This window comes from Streptomyces sp. TRM64462 (assembly GCF_013362995.1).
Classification (GTDB): domain Bacteria; phylum Actinomycetota; class Actinomycetes; order Streptomycetales; family Streptomycetaceae; genus Streptomyces.
This window is the reverse complement of sequence record NZ_JABWDV010000447.1, coordinates 1-16173: the sequence shown is the minus strand read 5'-3', so window position 1 is coordinate 16173 and position 16173 is coordinate 1. Positions and strand designations below refer to the sequence as shown.

At 71.6% G+C, this 16173-nt stretch carries 13 protein-coding genes and 1 pseudogene; 1 reads left to right on the top strand and 13 read right to left on the bottom strand.

Features of this window, described 5'->3' with window-relative positions; all coding sequences use genetic code 11:
* Nucleotides 1-29: 29 nt before the first annotated feature.
* From HTZ82_RS28840 to HTZ82_RS28780, 13 genes are all read right to left on the bottom strand, one after another.
* On the bottom strand, nucleotides 30-1409 hold the full coding sequence (locus HTZ82_RS28840) for a hypothetical protein (protein ID WP_175412325.1): 1380 nt from the start codon (nucleotides 1407-1409) through the stop codon (nucleotides 30-32).
* Nucleotides 1410-1469: 60 nt separating this feature from the next.
* Nucleotides 1470-3080 carry a citramalate synthase gene (gene cimA, locus HTZ82_RS28835; protein WP_175412324.1) on the bottom strand — a complete coding sequence of 537 codons (1611 nt, stop codon included), beginning with the start codon at nucleotides 3078-3080 and terminating at the stop codon, nucleotides 1470-1472.
* Nucleotides 3081-3419: 339 nt separating this feature from the next.
* Nucleotides 3420-3986 (bottom strand): TetR/AcrR family transcriptional regulator, encoded by a 567-nt coding sequence (locus HTZ82_RS28830; protein WP_175412335.1) that lies wholly within the window; start codon nucleotides 3984-3986, stop codon nucleotides 3420-3422.
* 131 nt (nucleotides 3987-4117) lie between these two features.
* Nucleotides 4118-5131 (bottom strand): agmatine/peptidylarginine deiminase, encoded by a 1014-nt coding sequence (locus HTZ82_RS28825; protein WP_175412323.1) that lies wholly within the window; start codon nucleotides 5129-5131, stop codon nucleotides 4118-4120.
* A gap of 10 nt (nucleotides 5132-5141) precedes the next feature.
* A complete protein-coding gene (locus tag HTZ82_RS28820) occupies nucleotides 5142-6863 on the bottom strand; it encodes an urease subunit alpha (RefSeq protein WP_175412322.1) in 1722 nt (573 codons plus the stop codon).
* Complete coding sequence (gene ureA, locus HTZ82_RS28815) at nucleotides 6860-7567, bottom strand: urease subunit gamma (protein WP_175412321.1); 708 nt, start codon at nucleotides 7565-7567, stop codon at nucleotides 6860-6862. Before ureA ends, HTZ82_RS28820 begins: the two co-directional genes overlap by 4 nt.
* Before the next feature lie 220 nt (nucleotides 7568-7787).
* Entirely contained in the window at nucleotides 7788-8897 is a 1110-nt protein-coding gene (locus HTZ82_RS28810; RefSeq protein ID WP_175412320.1) for a branched-chain amino acid aminotransferase, read from the bottom strand.
* Nucleotides 8898-9162: 265 nt separating this feature from the next.
* On the bottom strand, nucleotides 9163-10206 hold the full coding sequence (locus HTZ82_RS28805) for a 3-isopropylmalate dehydrogenase (RefSeq protein WP_175412319.1): 1044 nt from the start codon (nucleotides 10204-10206) through the stop codon (nucleotides 9163-9165).
* Nucleotides 10207-10337: 131 nt separating this feature from the next.
* Complete coding sequence (locus HTZ82_RS28800; protein ID WP_175412318.1) at nucleotides 10338-10478, bottom strand: hypothetical protein; 141 nt, start codon at nucleotides 10476-10478, stop codon at nucleotides 10338-10340.
* Nucleotides 10479-10716: 238 nt separating this feature from the next.
* Complete coding sequence (locus HTZ82_RS28795; RefSeq protein ID WP_175412317.1) at nucleotides 10717-11265, bottom strand: GNAT family N-acetyltransferase; 549 nt, start codon at nucleotides 11263-11265, stop codon at nucleotides 10717-10719.
* Between the two features lie 41 nt (nucleotides 11266-11306).
* A complete protein-coding gene (locus HTZ82_RS28790; protein ID WP_175412316.1) occupies nucleotides 11307-12350 on the bottom strand; it encodes a S1 family peptidase in 1044 nt (347 codons plus the stop codon).
* A gap of 206 nt (nucleotides 12351-12556) precedes the next feature.
* Nucleotides 12557-14188: an L-glutamate gamma-semialdehyde dehydrogenase gene (pruA, locus tag HTZ82_RS28785; protein ID WP_175412315.1), complete on the bottom strand. Its 1632-nt coding sequence runs from the start codon at nucleotides 14186-14188 to the stop codon at nucleotides 12557-12559.
* 193 nt (nucleotides 14189-14381) lie between these two features.
* On the bottom strand, nucleotides 14382-15308 hold the full coding sequence (locus tag HTZ82_RS28780) for a proline dehydrogenase family protein (RefSeq protein ID WP_175412314.1): 927 nt from the start codon (nucleotides 15306-15308) through the stop codon (nucleotides 14382-14384).
* Nucleotides 15309-15521: 213 nt separating this feature from the next.
* On the opposite strand from HTZ82_RS28780, the pseudogene HTZ82_RS28775 reads away from it, so the two are divergent.
* Nucleotides 15522-16173: pseudogene (locus HTZ82_RS28775) on the top strand (PucR family transcriptional regulator); the annotation flags it as partial.

The following is a 16173-nucleotide window of genomic DNA, read 5'->3' as shown; positions in this document are numbered from 1 at the left end:
GGGACACCGCGCAGGCGCGGTTATCCGCCTCAGAACCCGCCGCCGAAGTCCCCGCCCCCGAAGCCGCCGCCGAAGTCGCCGCCGGTGCCTCCGAAGTCGCCGCCGCCGAAGTCGGACGGGTTGTAGTCCGCGCCCGAGAAGTCGCCGCCCGTGAAGCCTTCGCCGCCGTATTCGGCGGCGTACGCCGGGGTGGAGAGCATCGAGCCGAGCATCGTGCCGCCGAGGAGGCCCGGGAGGAGGGTGCCGCCGTAGTAGCCGCCCGCCCAGGGGCCGTAGGCCGGGCCGGCCTCCCAGTACGGGCGGGGGCCCTGGGGCGTGGCGACCGTGCGGGCCTCCGGGGGCTCGCCGGTCTTGATGCGGGACTCGTCCGCCGCGCAGACCGGGACGTCCCGGGGTGTGCCGCCGGGCGGGGTCCACGGGAGGTCCGTGACCGACGGGCCATGGCGCGGGTCGAAGAAGCAGGGTGCCCGCCGCTCGGGAAGCGGGCGGCCCTCGCGGCGGGCGGCAAGGACGGCCAGCGCGAAGCGGCCGTCCGTCAAGGTCTCGGTGACGGGGCGGACGTCGTGGGGGTGGCGGGCGCGGGACATGAGGGTCTTCGCCTTGTCGTAGGCGTCCAGCGCGTGCTCGTAGTCCGTGCGCATCGCGTCGTCGGCCGCCGGGTCCGCGGGGTGGAAGTCCAGGCGGTCCAGTTCCTCGCCGTACGCCGTGATGTCCTCGTCCACCACCGTGCGGAGCTTCTCCAGGGCCTCGTTCTCCTCGGCCCGGATGCGGCTGCGCTTACGGAGGGTCGCCGCGCCGACGCCCGCCGTCGTCGCGAGCAGCAGCGCGCCGAGCGTGATCAGGCCGCCCACCGGGGCGCCTTCCGGGGCGCCGTCCCGGGCGCCTTCGTCCGGGACGCCCGCCCAGGACGACGGTGCCGAGCCGCGGGTCTGCGGGAGGGCCTGGTCCACGAAGCTGTTCAGCTCCGTCGCCGCGTCCACGCCGGGCTGGTGGACCGCCGCCACCAGGTTCTCCACCGCCCGCGTCGGCAGGACCACCCGGTCCGCGCCCGCGTCGAAGGCGTCGCCCAGGCGCACCGCGTACACGCCCGTCACGCCCGTGAGCGTGCGGAGGTCACGGAGGAGGGTGTCCGGGGGGAAGTCCGGTGTGGCGGGGAGGACCGCCACCATCAGCGGTTTGTCCGCCTGGACGATCTTCTGTTCCAGGGCCTCCGCCTCCGCCGGCGGGAGCTGGTCCGCCGCCGCCGGGTGGACGTACACCGGGCCCTGCCTCAGCGCCGTCGCCGCCTCCCGCAGGCCGTCGGAGGCAGCCGCGTTGGCGCCCGCGGCGGGGACCAGGACCAGGAGGAGCGCCAGTACCAGCCCCGCCACGGCCGACAGCGGAGAGAAGAAGAACCCGCTCGGCCTCATATCATCGAAGCTACCCCAAAGGGGTGAAATTTGGGCAAAGTCGGTGACAGGTTCTTTCTGTTACTTTTCTGTGGGCTTCACGCCTGCCCTGAGCAGGCCGTACGTGTACGCGTCCGTCAGCGCCTGCCACGATGCCGCGATCACGTTCTCGCCCACGCCGACCGTCGCCCACTCCGCGTCGCCGTCGCTCGTCGTGATCAGGACGCGGGTCGTGGACTCCGTGCCGTGGCGGCCCTCCAGGATGCGGACCTTGTAGTCGACGAGCTCGAACTTCGCCATCTGCGGATAGATCCGCTCCAGGGCCACCAGCAGGGCGCGGTCCAGGGCGTTCACCGGGCCGTTGCCCTCGGCCGTGGCGACGATCCGTTCGCCGTCCGCCCAGACCTTGACCGTCGCCTCGTTGGCGTGGGTGCCGTCCGGGCGGTCCTCGACGATCGCCCGCCAGGACTCCGTACGGAAGTAGCGGAGCGGGCGGCCCTCGACCTCCTCGCGGAGCAGCAGCTCGAAGGACGCGTCCGCCGCCTCGTACGTGTAGCCGCGGAGCTCCCGTTCCTTGACGCGGTCCACGACCCGGCCGACCAGCTCGCGGTCGCCGCCAAGGTCGACGCCGAGCTCCTTGCCCTTGAGCTCGACCGACGCGCGGCCCGCCATGTCGGAGACCAGCATCCGCATGGTGTTGCCGACCAGCTCCGGGTCGATGTGCTGGTACAGGTCCGGGTCGACCTTGATCGCGGAGGCGTGGAGGCCCGCCTTGTGCGCGAAGGCCGAGACACCGACGTACGGCTGGTGCGTGGACGGGGTGAGGTTGACGACCTCCGCGATGGCGTGGGAGATCCGCGTCATCTCCGCCAGGGAGCCCGGAGGCAGCACCCGCTTGTTGTACTTCAGCTCCAGCGCCGCCACCACCGGGAACAGGTTGGCGTTGCCGACCCGCTCGCCGTAGCCGTTGGCGGTGCACTGGACGTGCGTGGCGCCGCCGTCGACCGCCGCCAGGGTGTTGGCGACGGCGCAGCCCGTGTCGTCCTGGGCGTGGATGCCGAGGCGGGCGCCCGTGTCGGCGAGCACGGTCGAGACCACGGCCTGGACCTGGGCGGGGAGCATGCCGCCGTTGGTGTCGCACAGGACCACGACGTCCGCGCCGGCCTCGGAGGCGGCGCGGACGACGGCTTTCGCGTACTCGGGGTTCGCCTTGTAGCCGTCGAAGAAGTGCTCGCAGTCGACGAAGACCCTGCGGCCCTGCTCGCGCAGGTACGAGACGGTGTCGCGGACCATGGCGAGGTTCTCGTCCAGGGTGGTGCGCAGGGCCAGCTCGACATGGCGGTCGTGGGATTTGGCGACCAGCGTGATCACCGGGGCGCCGGCCGCCAGGAGGGCCTTGACCTGCGGGTCGTCGGCCGCCTGGATGCCGGCGCGGCGGGTGGCGCCGAAGGCCACGAGCTGGGCGTGCCGGAAATCGATCTCCGCGCGGGCGCGGGCGAAGAACTCGGTGTCGCGCGGGTTGGCGCCGGGCCAGCCGCCCTCGATGAATCCCACGCCGAATTCGTCCAGGTGCCGCGCGATGGTCAGCTTGTCGGCGACGGTGAGGTTGATGCCCTCGCGCTGGGCGCCGTCGCGGAGGGTCGTGTCGAAGACGTGGAAGCCGTCGTCGACGGTCGGCTGATCCGTGGTCATGGCTGCTGTCCTGCTCCTGTGGGATGTGGCTCCGGGCCGGCTGAAGGGTCCGACTGAAGACTGAAGGGGTCCGGCTGAAGGGGTGGCTCCACTTGCCCCCATTCTCGCGCGCCGCCGCCCGGCCCATGGGTGGGGCCCGGAAAACGAAAAGACCCCTCGCGGGTGCGAGAGGTCTGCGCGCGGGTCTGGGACACGGTGTCCGCTGCCGCGACGGAGTGCTGTCGTGGTTCAGCGGTCACTGCGGACCGGCGCGCCGCTGCCGATAATCATCGGGTTTGCGAGCACGGGGGCAGTTTGCCACAAGGGGGCCAGGGGGTGGGCATGGGTCTCACCATGCGGTCAGGCTTCCGCGGCGGCGCCCCCGGTCGCCAGCAGGGACTCCTCGATGTGGTCGCGTACGTGGGTGAGCACCTGCTCCCGGCCCGTGCCCGGTATCCCGACGGCCACGTGCACGCTGAACCCGTCCAGGAGGGCGCGCAGCCGGGTCGCGTACCTGTCGGGGTCGACGCGGCGCAGCTCGCCGTGCGAGATGCCCTCGGCGAGCAGGGCGACCAGGTCGCGGTGCCAGGCCCCCTCGATGGCGGCCTGCCGGGCGCGGGCGTCGTCGTCGGCGTTCTGCGACCGGTTCCAGACCTCCAGCCACAGCGTCCAGTGCGGGTCGCGCGGGCCGTCGGGCACGTACAGCTCGACGTACGCGCGGAGGCGCTCGGCGACGGGGAGGTGCTGCTGCGACAGAAGTGCGCTGCGCTCGGCGCCGAGCCGGCCCTCGCTCCACTCCAGGGTGCGCAGCAGCAGCTCGTCCTTGGTGCGGAAGTAGTAGAGGAGGTGGCCGCTGCTCATGCCGACCTCGCGGCCGAGCCCGGCCATGGTGAGGCCCTCCAGACCGCGCTCGGCGATGGTCGCCATGGCCGCGGCCAGCACGTCCTCCCGGGGCGGCGCCGTGTTCCGGCGCCGCCCCGGGTGCGGCCGCGTCGCCTTGTGGGGTTCGTTCACTCGTACGTTGTACCTGATCAGGCGGGGTGGGTGTGACGTTCCGGTCAGACCCTCGGCTGCTGCTGGGTGATGCAGTGGATGCCGCCGCCGCCCGCGAAGATCGTGCGGGCGTCGACCAGGGTGACCGTGCGGTCCGGGAAGAGGCGGCGGAAGATGCCGGCCGCGATCTCGTCGCGCGGGTCGTCGAAGGCGCAGAGCACGACGCCGCCGTTGCAGATGTAGTGGTTGATGTACGAGTAGTCGACCCACTCGCCGTCCTCCTGGAGGACGGTCGGGGCGGGGATCTCGACGACCTCCAGGGCGCGGCCGCGGGCGTCGGTCTGGGAGCGGAGCAGGGCGACGTTGGCCTTGCACAGCTCGTGGTCCGGGTGGGCGGGGTCGGGCTGGGTGTGGGCCACGACGACGCCGGGGCGGGCGAAGGCGGCGACGATGTCGACGTGGCCGCGCGTGCCGTACATGCCGTAGTCGCCGGAGAGTCCGCGAGGCAGCCAGATGGCTTTCGTCGTGCCGAGCTTCGCGTGGATCTCGGCCTCGACCTGGGCGCGGGACCAGCCGGGGTTGCGCTCCGGGCCGAGCTGGACGGTGTCCGTCAACAGGACCGTGCCCTCGCCGTCGACGTGGATGGCGCCGCCCTCGTTGACCAGAGGACTGCTGTGCACCGCGACGCCCGCCGCGTCGGCCACATGGCGGGCGATCTTGGAGTCGTGCTCCCAGCGCGCCCAGTCCGCCGCGCCCCAGCCGTTGAACACCCAGTCCACGGCGGCGAGTTCCGTGCCGTTCGTGACGAACGTCGGGCCGATGTCCCGCATCCAGGCGTCGTCCAGGTCCCGTTCGATGAGGTCGATGTCCGGGCCCAGCAGTTCCCTCGCCGCCGGGGCGTCGCCCGGGGCCACCACCATCGTCACCGGTTCGAAGCGGCGCACGGCGCGGGCGACGGACGCCCAGGCGGCGCGGGCCTCCGCCAGCTCGTCGGCGTCGGTGAAGGTCGGGTTGGGGCTGGGCCAGGCCATCCAGGTGCGCTCGTGGGGAGCCCACTCTGCGGGCATGCGGAAGTTCATGGAGGTGTCCTCAGAGGAAGTAGAGGCGGTTGAGGGAGACGGAGTCGGCCGGTTCCGAGCGGACGGGGTCGCCGTCGAGGGTGACGAGGCCGGTACGGGCGTCCACGGCCACGTCTCCGATACGGGAGTTGAGGAGGAGGTTCCCGGGGCCGATGCCACGGGTGTTCCGTACGGCCACCCTGCGGCGGCGCGTCGGCATCCGGTCGGCGCCGAGCTGCGCCGCCGCGCCGGACACGAACGCGACGGAGATGTCGGCGGGCGTCGTGCCGTGTGCGCCGAACTGGGGGCCGAGCACGAGGGGTTCGCAGGTGTCGGTGGCCGCGTTCGGGTCGCCCACGACCCCGTACGCCGGGAAGCCGGCCTTGAGGACGAGCTGCGGCTTCGCGCCGAAGAACTCCGGCCGCCACAGCACGATGTCGGCGAGCTTGCCGGTCTCGATCGAGCCGACCTCGTGCGCGAGGCCGTGGGCGATCGCCGGGTTGATGGTGAGCTTGGCCATGTAGCGCAGGACGCGGGCGTTGTCGTCGCCGTCGCCGTCGCCGTCCAGCGGGCCCAGTTCGGCCTTCATCTTCCCGGCCATGGCGAAGGTCCGGCGTACGGTCTCGCCGGCCCTTCCCATGCCCTGTGCGTCCGACGACGTGATGCCGATGGCGCCGAGGTCGTGCAGCACGTCCTCCGCGCCCATCGTCCCGGACCGGATGCGGTCGCGGGCCATGGCGGCGTCGCCGGGCAGGTCGGTCTTCAGGTCGTGGACGGAGACGATCATGCCGTAGTGCTCGGCGACCGCGTCCCGCCCGAAGGGGAGGGTGGGGTTGGTGGACGAGCCGATGACGTTCGGGACGCCGGCCATCTTCAGGACGTTGGGGACGTGTCCGCCGCCGCAGCCCTCGATGTGGAAGGCGTGGATCGTACGGCCTTCGAGGACCTTCAGGGTGTCCTCGACCGACAGGCACTCGTTGAGGCCGTCGCTGTGCAGGGCGACCTGGACGTCGTGGTCCTCGGCGACGCGCAGGGCGGTGTCGAGGGCGCGGGTGTGGGCGCCCATGTCCTCGTGGACCTTGAAGCCGGAGGCGCCGCCCTCGGCGAGCGCCTCGATCAGCGGGGCCTCGTGGGAGGAGGAGCCGCGCGCCAGGAAGCCGATGTTGACGGGCCAGGCGTCGAAGGCGTTGAAGGCGTGCTTCAGCGCCCAGGGCGAGTTGACGCCGACGCCCCAGACGGGGCCGAACTCCTGGCCGATGATCGTGGTGACGCCGGAGGCGAGGGACGCCTCCATGATGCGCGGGGACAGGAGGTGGACGTGGGTGTCCACCGCTCCCGCCGTGGCGATCAGGCCCTCGCCGGACACGATGGACGTGCCCGTGCCGACGACGACGTCGACGCCGTCGAGGGTGTCGGGGTTGCCGGCGCGGCCGATGGCGTGGATGCGGCCCTCGCGGATGCCGATGGACACCTTGCGGATGCCCTGGACGGCGTCGATGACGAGGACGTTGCTGATGACGACGTCGCAGGTGTCGCGGACGGCGGCGGCCTTCAGGTGCAGTCCGTCGCGGGCGGTCTTGCCGAAGCCCGCGAGGAACTCGTCGCCGGGCTTCTGGGAGTCGGACTCGACACGTACGGTCAGCCCGGAGTCGCCGAGGCGGACGCGGTCGCCGGCGCGGGGGCCGTGGGTGGCGGCGTACTCGTACGGGGTGAGGCGGACGGCCTCGGCGGGGTGGCCTCCGGGGCGGCTCATCGCTCGACCTCCTGGTCAGTGGTGTCGGATACGCCGAGGTAGCCGCAGGCGGCGGCCCTGCGCAGGGCCTCCTCCTTCGCCCCCGGAGCGTCCAGCGGTCCGTCGACGAGGCCGGCGAAGCCGATGGCGATCCGGTCGCCGCCGATGGGCACGAGGCCCACCTGGGCCTCGCCGCCGGGGTCGAACCGCATGGAGGCCCCCGCCGGGACGCACAGCCGCATGCCGTACGCGGCGGCGCGGTCGAAGCGCAGCCGTGGGTTGGCCTCGAAGAAGTGGAAGTGCGAGGTGACGCTGACCGGCACGGGCGCGGTGTTGCGGACCTTGAGCCTCACGTCCGGGACCAGCTCGGCGTAGCCGGGCCCCGGCAGGAGCGCGCCCGGGGCGTCCGTGCCCGCGCCCGTGCCGCCGATGGGGTCGGTGACCACCGCGAGGCGGGAGCCGTCGTCGAAGACGGCCTCGACGTGGACCTCGGTGACGACGTCGGCGACGCCCGGCAGGACGTCGTCCGGGCCGAGCACGGAGCGTGCGGCCGCGATCGCCTCCGCGAGGCGCCGGCCGTCGCGGGCGGCCTCGCAGACGGTGTCCGCGATGAGGGCGGTGGCCTCCGGGACGTTGAGCCGCAGTCCACGGGCGCGGCGGGCCCGGGCGAGTTCGGCGGCGCCGAAAAGCAGCAGCCGGTCGCGTTCCGTGGGGGTCAGTCGCACGTCTTCACACCTCCTGGCGTGCACGAAGTTCAACAAAGTTAGAGCACCACTCTAACCGTGACTTTCCTTGAGGGGAACCGTTGGCGGATATCCGCGATGCAGGTTACATTGAGCGCCGCTCTAAACATGCGCCATGGTCCTGCCGGCGGCGGGACCCGCGGCGGAAAAGGGCGAGCGCCCGACTCCTGGGGGAGTCGGGCGCTCGGAAAGCGCTGGGGCCTCAGGCCACCGGGTGCGTCCAGCCGTGGACGTCCTCGGCCGCGCCGGTCTGGATGGCCAGCAGGGCCTCGCGGAGCTTCAGGGTGACCTCGCCCGGTTCGCCGCCGGAGTGCTGCCACTCGCCGGACGCGCACTTGACCGTGCCGACCGGGGTGATCACCGCGGCCGTGCCGCAGGCGAAGACCTCGGTGAGGGTGCCGTTCTCGGTGTCGGCCCGCCACTGGTCGATGGAGACGCGGCCCTCCCGGGACTCGTAACCGAGGTCCTTCGCGAGCTGGAGGAGCGAGTCGCGGGTGATGCCCGCGAGCAGGGAGCCGGTGAGGGCGGGGGTGACGATCACCGGCTTCTCACCGGCTGCGCCCCCGTACACGAAGTACAGGTTCATGCCGCCCAGCTCCTCGACCCACTTGTGCTCCACGGCGTCGAGGTAGGCGACCTGGTCGCAGCCCTTCTCCGCGGCCTCGGCCTGGGCGAGGAGTGACGCGGCGTAGTTGCCGCCCGTCTTGGCGTCGCCCATGCCGCCGGGGACGGCGCGGACGCGGTCCTCGGAGAGCCAGATGGAGACCGGCTTCACACCGCCGGGGAAGTACGCGCCGGCGGGCGAGGCGATGACCGCGAACAGGTACTCGTTGGCCGGCCTGACGCCCAGCCCGACCTCGGTCGCGATCATGAAGGGCCGCAGGTAGAGGGAGTCCTCGCCGCCGTGGGCGGGCACCCAGGCCTCGTCCTGGCGGACGAGCGCGTCGCAGGCCTCGATGAAGGTCTCGACGGGCAGCTCGGGCATGGCCAGCCGGCGGGCGGACGCCTGGAAGCGGCGCGCGTTCGCCTCGGGGCGGAACAGGGAGACGGAGCCGTCGGGGCGACGGTAGGCCTTCATGCCCTCGAAGATCTCCTGCGCGTAGTGCAGGACCTGCGTGGCCGGGTCGAGGGAGAGCGGGCCGTACGGGACGAGCTGGGCGTCGTGCCAGCCGCGGCCCTCGGTCCACTTGATCGTCACCATGTGGTCGGTGAAGTGGCGGCCGAAACCGGGGTTGGCCAGGATGGCCTCGCGCTCCGCGGCGGACAGCGGGTTCGAGGAGGGCTTGAGCTCGATCGTCGTGGGCGTCGTCATGAGTGCTGTGTCCTTCACCGGTTGTGTGTGACGGACCGCGCTCACGCCGTACCAGCCGCTGACGCTGCTGCTGCTAGGACGTCCGAGCATTACCGCATGCCGCGGCCCCGCGTTCGATTATCGCTCGGGGGGCCGGGCCAGGGAAACGGGTGGGTGTGACCGCGGTCCAGGCTTCGATGGTGGCACCCCGCGGCCGCACAGGAGAAGCCGCCGGGTGCGTGGGATGCGACCCGGCGGCTGTGTCTGGTGGTCTCCAGTCGGCGGGTCAGCTCGCTACGCGTACCGCGAGCGCGTCGCCGATCTCGTCCGTCGTACGGGCGGCGGCGCCGGTGCGCGCGGTGAGGTCGGCGGCTACGGCGTCCTCGACGCGGGCGGCCTCGGCGTCGTACCCGAGGTGGCGCAGGAGCAGTGCCACGGACAGGATCGTGGCGGTGGGGTCGGCCTTGCCGGTGCCCGCGATGTCGGGCGCGGAGCCGTGCACCGGCTCGAACATCGACGGGAACGCGCCCGTCGGGTTGATGTTGCCGGACGCGGCCAGGCCGATGCCGCCGGTCACGGCGGCGGCGAGGTCGGTCAGGATGTCGCCGAAGAGGTTGTCGGTGACGATGACGTCGAACCGCTCGGGCTGCGTGACGAAGAAGATCGTCGCGGCGTCGACGTGCAGATAGTCGGTGGTGACCTCGGGGTACTCCTCGCCGACCTTGTCGAAGATCTTCTTCCACATGTGGCCGGCGTACACGAGCACGTTGTTCTTGTGGACCAGGGTCAGCTTCTTGCGGGGGCGGGCCTTGGCGCGCTCGTACGCGTCCCTGACGACGCGCTCGACGCCGTACGCGGTGTTGACGCTGACCTCGGTGGCCACCTCGGCGGGCGTGCCGGTGCGCAGCGAGCCGCCGTTGCCGGTGTACGGGCCCTCGGTGCCCTCGCGGACGACGACGAAGTCGATGTCCGGGCGCCCGGCGAGCGGGGTCGCCGTGTTCGGGAACAGCTTCGACGGGCGCAGGTTGACGTAGTGGTCGAACGCGAAGCGCAGTTTCAGGAGGAGACCGCGCTCCAGGACGCCGGACGGCACGGACGGGTCGCCGATCGCGCCGAGCAGGATGGCGTCGTGGCCCTTGAGGGACTCCAGCTCCGCGTCGGGGAGGGTCTCACCGGTGCGGTGCCAGCGCTGGGCGCCGAGGTCGTACTCCTTGGTCTCCAGCTTCACATCCTGCGGAAGGACGGCGCGGAGGACCTTGAGTCCCTGGGCCACGACCTCCTGGCCGATGCCGTCACCGGGGATCACTGCGAGATTGATGCTGCGAGACATGGCGGCACCCTACTCACTCGTCCCATTGCCTGACATCGTCCGTCCACCATATGGACGAACCGACGAAGTGACGAATCGACGAAGTGACGAGAGACGGGACGGGGAAGCGGCGGACGGTCGGCGGCGGTCGGTCAGTGGCCCGTGGAGCCGCCGTTGTCGCGGCGGTCGAGCGCGCGCTGCAGTGCGGCGGCGGCGTTCTTGCGCTCGGCCTCGGAGGGGCGGGCGGCGGTGTGGCGGACGCGGGCACGGCGAACGACGGTGGCAGTGGCCATGGGAGACGACTCCTTCAGATGAGGGAAGTGAAGGCGCCGGAAGGGGCGGGGAGCGCTGCCGCAGGGGTGGCCTGCCAGGGGCACCGCGCTCTCGACCGCCATTCGCCGATGAGGCGAGACGTTCGGCTCATCCCAAGCTAAGTGCGCCGACCGTCCCTGTCTCCACAATTACTCGGACTTCCTACTATCTGAGACGAGCGAGGGCGAGCCGTTGGCCCGAGCACCACGGAACGTCACATCACAGCAGGTCGCCGTCGCGCCAGTCGAAGAGCAGCGCACCCCGCTCCGCCGCGGGCAGTGGACGCCCCGCGGCCGGCCGGAGGAACGTGCTGTCCTCCTCGTCCGGCAGGTGGATCACGCCCCGCGGCCCGTACGCCTCGACGCGGCCGTTCCAGAGCTGCCAGCCCCGCTCCCGGTAGAGCGGCGCGCCCTCGTCGGACGCGGACAGGGCCCCGAAGTCGTACGCGCCGTCGATCACTTCCTCCAGCGCCGCCATGACCCGGCCGCCGAGACCCTGCCGGCGGCGGTCGGGCCGTACGCCGACCCCCTCCACGTAGCCGACGCGGTGGGCGTGCCCCGCGTGCACCACGCGGCGCATGATCACGCTGCCGTGCGCGGCGATCCGCCCGTCGGCGTCCTCGACGTAGGCGTGGACGCCGCCGAGGCCGTGCTCCCAGTCCTCATCGGAGAAGTCCCCGTCGAAGGCGCTGTGGAGCACGGCCCGGAGCTCGTCGAGTATGGCGGGCTTCAACTCGTAGGTGTGGGCGGTACGCAGACGGTCGGTCATACCGCCCACTGTGACACCACTCCCGCCGGCGCGGGGGCGGCTCAGTACACGTTCACGCCGTACGCGGCGAGCGCCTCGCGCACCGGCTGGTGGATGGCCGAGCCGCTGGTGCCCGAGCAGCCGGAGCTGCCGGAGTGGATGCCGAGCGCGACCGAGCCCGCGAAGTGGGCGCCGCCGCTGTCGCCGCCGGCCGAGCAGGCGGTCGTACGGACCATGCCGTACACGGGGCCGCTGCTGTAGTTGACGGTGACGTTCACGGCCGTGACGGTGCCGCTGGTCACCTTGGTGGTGGAGCCGCTCTTGCGGATGGACTGGCCGACGACGGCGTCGGCGGCGGAGGCGATGTCCTGGTAGCCGCCGTTGTAGAGGTTGACGCGGCCGGTGGTGTTGCTGGTGGTGGTGTAGCGGACGATGCCGTAGTCGTTGGTCGGGAAGCTGCTGCCCTCGCGGACGCCTATGGAGGAGCCGCCGGAGGTCGCGGACCAGGTCGAGGAGATGTCGGTGCAGTGGCCGGCCGTCAGGAAGTACCGGACGCCGTTCTTGGTGACGTTGAAGGCGGCCGAGCAGCGTGAGCCGCCGCCGTAGATCGCGTCACCGCCGGCGACCTCGCGCTGGAAGACGCCGGGTACGCGGGTGACGCGTACCGCGCCGTCGAGCGAGGCGGCGACCTTGCGGAGGCGGGCCATGTCCTTGGCGGACACGGAGGAGTCGGCCTCCACGGCGATCTGGTTGGTGCGCGGGTCCAGGCCCCAGGAGGTGCCGGTGATCTTGGCCTGTTCCTCCAGGGTCGCCATGGCGGCGTCGAGCTGCGCGGCGCCGCGCTGGACGCGCTTCGGTGTGGCACCGGCGGCGCGGACGCGCTCGGCGGCGGCCTCGGTGGTGACGGTGACGACGAGCCGGCCGGTCGCGGCGTCGACGTAGGTGCCGGCACTCTCGTCGCCGAGGGCGCGTTCGACGGCGGCGTCGAGGGCGAAGACGTTCGCCTCGCCCGCGGCGCCGGCCGGGGCGGCGCCGAGGCCGAGGCCGAGGGACGCGGCGACGAGCAGGGCGGACAGGAGTGTGCGCGCACGGGTGGTGCGTCTCATGTGGGGGGGCTCCTTCGTCGGTGCGGCGTGGGGATACCGATGAAGGAATCTGACATGTACGCATCACCCTGACAAGGGCGCGATCCCGCCGCCCGCGCGCACCCGCGCGCACATGAGAACCGCCCCCGTCCGGCGTGGGGGCGCCGAAGGGGGGCGGTGTCTACGGGAGGGCTGCCGCGGTCAGCCCGTGTGGAGGGCTACCGCGGTCAGCCCATGTGCGGGTAGCCGTACTCGGTCGGCGGGACCAGCGTCTCCTTGATGGCGCGGGTCAGCGTCCAGCGCATCAGGTTCTGCGGGGCGCCGGCCTTGTCGTTCGTACCGGAGGCGCGGCCGCCGCCGAAGGGCTGCTGGCCGACGACGGCACCGGTCGACTTGTCGTTGATGTAGAAGTTGCCCGCGGCGTACCGCAGCTTCTCCATCGTGTACGCGGCGGCGGCGCGGTCGGCCGAGATGACCGAGCCGGTCAGCGCGTAGGCCGACACCGACTCCATCTGCTCCAGCATCGCCTCGTACCGGTCGTCCTCGTACACGTGCACGGCGAGGAACGGCCCGAAGTACTCGGTCGTGAAGACCTCGTTCGAAGGGTCCGAGCACTCGACGACGGTCGGGCGGACGAAGTAGCCGACCGAGTCGTCGTACGTGCCGCCGGCGACGACCGTGCAGGTCGGGTCGGACTTGGCGCGGTCGATCGCGGCCTTGTTCTTGGCGAAGGCACGCTCGTCGATGACGGCGCCGATGAAGTTCGTCAGGTCGGTGACGTCACCCATCTTGATGCCGTCGACCTCGGCCGCGAACTCCTCCTTGAAGCCGGAGTTCCAGATCGAGGCCGGGATGTACGCACGCGAGGTGGCCGAGCACTTCTGGCCCTGGAACTCGAAGGCGCCGCGGGTCAGCGCGGTCTTCAGTACGGCGCGGTCGGCGCTCGGGTGCGCGACGACGAAGTCCTTGCCGCCCGTCTCGCCGACGATCCGCGGGTAGGAGCGGTACTTCTCGATGTTGTTGCCGACGGTCTTCCACAGGTGCTGGAAGGTCTTCGTCGAGCCGGTGAAGTGGATACCGGCGAGCATCGGGTGGTTCAGGGCCACCTCGGACACGGCGATGCCGTCGCCCGTCACCAGGTTGATGACGCCCTTCGGCAGACCGGCCTCCTCCAGCAGCTCCATGAGCAGCACGGCGGCGTGGGTCTGCGTCGGGGACGGCTTCCACACCACCACGTTGCCCATGAGGGCGGGGGCGGTGGGCAGGTTGCCGGCGATCGCGGTGAAGTTGAACGGCGTGATCGCGTAGACGAAGCCTTCGAGCGGACGGTGGTCGAGGCGGTTCCAGACGCCCGGGGAGTTCGCCAGGGGCTGCTCGGCGAGCAGGTCACGGGCATACTTGACGTTGAAGCGCCAGAAGTCGATCAGCTCGCACGGCGTGTCGATCTCGGCCTGCTGGGCGGTCTTCGACTGGCCGAGCATGGTGGAGGCGGCCAGCGTCTCGCGCCACGGGCCGGACAGCAGCTCGGCGGCGCGCAGGAAGATCGCGGCGCGGTCGTCGAAGGACAGCGCGCGCCAGCCGGGCGCGGCGGCCAGGGCCGCGTCGACCGCGTCCTGGGCGTCCTCCTGGGTGGCGGCGGCGAAGGTGCCGATGACCGCCTGGTGGTTGTGCGGCTGCACGACGTTCACCCGCTCGCCGCGGCCCATGCGCTTGACGCCGTTGATGGTCATGGGCAGGTCGATGGGGTTCTCGGCCAGCTCCTTGAGCTTCGCCTCAAGGCGCGCGCGCTCCGCAGAACCGGGGGCGTAGCCGTGCACCGGCTCGTTGACCGGGGCGGGGACCTGGGTCACAGCGTCCATGGGTTCCGTAGCTCCTTCGGTGAGGGGTGGGTTTCCGGGTTCTGGTTCTGTGGGGGGGCCGGATCAGTTCTTGGTGATCGTCGACCGCGCGAAGAACAGCAGGTTCGCCGGCTTCTCCGCGAGGCGCCGCATGCTGTGCCTTCCCGGGGGACGACCCCCGGACCCCCGGCAGAAGCGGTGCGTATCGGGCATGTCAATCACGGGTCAGCATGCTGCGCGCGAAGAACAGCAGGTTCGCCGGCTTCTCCGCCAGACGGCGCATGAAGTAGCCGTACCAGTCGGTTCCGTACGCCGTGTACACGCGCATCCGGTGGCCTTCGGCCGCGAGCCGGAGCTGCTCGTCGCCGCGGATGCCGTACAGCATCTGGAACTCGTACTCTTCCAGTTTGCGCCCCGCACGGCGTGCGAGCTCCTGTGTGATGGCGATGAGCCGCGGGTCGTGCGACCCGATCATGGGGTAGCCGTCGCCCGCCATGAGGATCTTGAGGATCCGGACGTACGCCTTGTCGATCTCGGCCTTGTCCTGGTACGCGACAGACGCCGGCTCCTTGTAGGCGCCCTTCACCAGGCGGACGCGGCTGCCGTTGGCGGCGAGGCGGCGGGCGTCGGCCTCGGTGCGGAAGAGATACGACTGGATGACGCAGCCGGTCTCCGGGAAGTCCTTCCGCAGCTCGTCGTGGATGGCGAACATCGAGTCCAGCGTCGTGTGGTCCTCGGCGTCCAGCGTCACCGTCGTACCGATCGCGGCGGCGGCCTCGACGACGGGGCGGACGTTCGCGAGGGCCAGCTCGTGGCCGCCGTCCAGCGCCTGGCCGAACATCGACAGCTTGACGGACATCTCGGCGCAGCCTTCGAGGCCCAGCGGCTTCAGGCGCTCGACGAGCTGGAGGTAGGCGTCACGCGCGGCGGTGGCCTGCTCGGGCGTGGTGATGTCCTCGCCGACGACGTCGAGGGTGACCTCCAGGCCCTTGTCGGCCAGATCCGTGACGATGGGGATGACCTCGTCGACCGTCTCGCCGGGGATGAACCGGTCGACGACCGGCTTGGTCACCGGGGCCGCGGACACGAGACGGCGCATCTTGTCGCTGCGCGACGCGGCGAGGATCACGGGACCCAGCACGGGGCACCTCCACGAACAGGAATCGGAGCTCGGAAGCTCGGGAAGCAAGGGGCGGAAACGACCGGAAGCCGACGCATCGGAGACGTATCGGAAACGGCACGGGGAACCACCGTGAAACCTAAGGATCGCCCCGGCCGACGGCCATCGACAGCTGTCACGCATCCGTGCCGCAGATCTCAGACAGATGTCTGAAGCGGGTGGGAGAATGTCCGGGTGAAGGGCGATTATCAGGAACTGGTCGACGAGATCTCGGCGCTGCTGGGCGCTCCCGCGACGCTGGAGGACCGGGATTTCCGGCTGATCTCCTTCGGGGCGCACGACAGCGAGGACGCCTCCGCGATGGACCCGGTCCGTACGCGCTCGATCCTGACCCGGAAGTCCACACCGGCGGTGCGGACCTGGTTCGAGGGGTTCGGCATCACGCGGGCGACGGGCCCGGTGCGAATCCCTGCCGCGCCGGACGCGGGCGTGTACCGCGACCGGCTCTGCCTGCCGGTACGGCACCGGGGCGTCGTCCTGGGGTACGTCTGGCTGCTGGACACGGAGCCCGGTCCGGCACCGGGGCGGCTGGCGGCGGCGATGGAGGTGACAACCCGGATCGGGGCGCTGCTCGCGGACGAGGAGCGGGCGGGCGCGGATCTGTCGCGGGAGCTGCGGGCGGTGCTGACGGCGGCGCCGGCGGCGAAGCGCGACGGGGAGTACGACACGGAGTACGGCAGGGAGTACGGCAGGGCGGTGGTCGCGCTGCGGACGGCGCTCGGCCCGGGCGCGGCCGACGGACCGCACGCCCTGGTGTGCGTCGCCCCGTGGCCGGACGCCGACAGCCCTTCGGTGCGTACGGCTCCGGGGGCCGCCGCCCTCTGCA